General features: G+C 75.1%; 1 protein-coding gene. It reads right to left on the reverse strand.

Annotated features, from left to right (window positions below; all coding sequences use genetic code 11):
* Nucleotides 1-20: 20 nt before the first annotated feature.
* Nucleotides 21-1,631 carry a coagulation factor 5/8 type domain-containing protein gene (locus AC13HU_RS36395; protein WP_483046275.1) on the reverse strand — a complete coding sequence of 537 codons (1,611 nt, stop codon included), beginning with the start codon at nt 1,629-1,631 and terminating at the stop codon, nt 21-23.
* Between the last annotated feature and the right edge of the window lie 307 nt (nt 1,632-1,938).

Genomic DNA, 1,938 nt, shown 5'->3' on the forward strand with positions numbered 1-1,938 from the left:
CCCGCCCGGACGGCTTCTCCTCAGTCACCAGGGCTCCGCCATGGCTCCCTCGTCGGCACCGCCCGGACCCGGCCCTCGACCCGCTCCTTCACCCACCCCCCATGCGCCGGTCGGTCTCGGCCGTTCCACACCGCGCCGGACGTCCGGAAGCCCTCGGCGAACAGCCCGGTGGCCAGCACGTCGTCGCCGTTGACCACCACCCCGGTCTCCGAGGCACCGGTCGGGTCCACCCCGGTGCCGTGGCCGGCTCGCCACGCCCGGACGTGGTCGAGCAGCACATGGTCGCTGTTCACGACGAGCGCGGTGGTCGCCCGGCCCGCGCCGCCGACCCGGAAGTACACGTCCTGCACCGACGCCGGGTCGCGCGGGTCGGTCCGCCCGCCCCGCCGGGCACCGATCTCCAGCAGCACCGGGGATTCGACCGGGCCCGCGTCGAACAGCAGCCCCGCGATCCGCACCCCGCGCGCGTCCGCGACCGTCATCGGCACCACGCCCTGGCGCGGGTTGAGGGTCGCGTGGCCGAGCCCCAGCACCACCGTGCCGGCCCACTTGACCTTGATGGTGGCGGCCAGTTCGTAGCAGCCGGGCATCAGCAGCAGGTGCCGGCCCTGCGACAGCGCCTTGTTGATGGTGCGCACCGAGTCGGTGGGCCGGGCCACGAAGAACCGGTCGATCGGCACCGACGAGCCCGGCGTGCTGCCGCCGGCCCAGCTCGCGCCGACCGCGTCGTGCCGCAGCCCCGGCAGGAACACCCGGTACCGGCCACCCTCGTCGACGTACAGGAACGGTTTCTCGCGGCTGAGCGGACTGGTCGGCAGCGTGATGTGCGACGGGCCGGGGGAGGTCTGCGCGGGTGCCCCCTCGACGCCGGCGAAGACCTGGGCCCTGCCTGCGTTCGGCCAACCGCCCACCTGGCTGTCCCGGGTGAGCGACCGCTGCCGGCCGGCGTCCACCACCTGTCCGTCCACCACCTGCCCGTCGACCACCGAGTCGGCGATGAACCCGCCACCGGAGAGGCCGCCGCCGGAGAGGTCGCCCTGCCCCGGGGAGAGCAGCAGCCGGCCGCGGATGTGCACCCGGCGCAGCGGCGCGGTGGGGGAGACCTCCCACCGGTTGGCGCCGCCGGCCGGCACGACCGTGAGGTTCTCCGCCGAGCGCCGGACGTCACCGTCACCGCCACCGTCCGCGCTGTCGCTGTCGCTGTCCTCCGGCCCGTCCTGCTCCGCGGCCCGCACCTCGCCCTCGATGACGACGTCGTCCGGGTGCGCGCCGAGACCGGCCACGGACGTGCGGGGCCCGAGCCGTACCTCCACGGCATAGCGGCCCGGCTTGAACAGGAAGGTGTATTGGCCGGTTCCGGACCCGGCGACGGTCTGCCCGGCCGCGGCCGCGTCCAGCGCGTCCTGGATCTGCCCGACCGGCGTGTCCGGGCCGAAGACGCGCACGTTCGGGCCGAAGTCCGGCTCGGCGGGCGGGAACTGGCGGGTGTACGAGGGCCGCTGCCCGGTGCGGGAGTGCGCGGACGCGGGCGTGGCGGCACCGGCCACCGGTACGGCGCCGGCCGGCCCCGCGGTGGTCATGAAGGTACGGCGGCCGAGCGCGTCGCCGACCAAGGTGTCCGTCCCGCCCACGGGTCTGTGCGCGACTGCGGGGGCTTCACTTCCTGCGGCCCTGCTTGAAGACATACGTACGACCTACCTCTGTCCGGACGGCCGGCGGCACCGCGCCGCTCGGGTGGTGCGCACAGGCGATCGGGGGCGCTGCGTGCGAGCGGTGAGCGCCGCCTGAGAGCGCTCTCTCGAACGTACCCTGGAGGGCCGGCGGCGCCGTGTCAAGGCGTTGAGAGAGCGCTCTCCCCGATCTGCCGGAACCGGCGGCCCCTGGTGCGGGTGTGGCGGGTGAGGTCACGGGCCGATGGCGGCCCGGTCAAGGTCGGAG

This window comes from Streptomyces sp. NH27, from assembly GCF_056859195.1.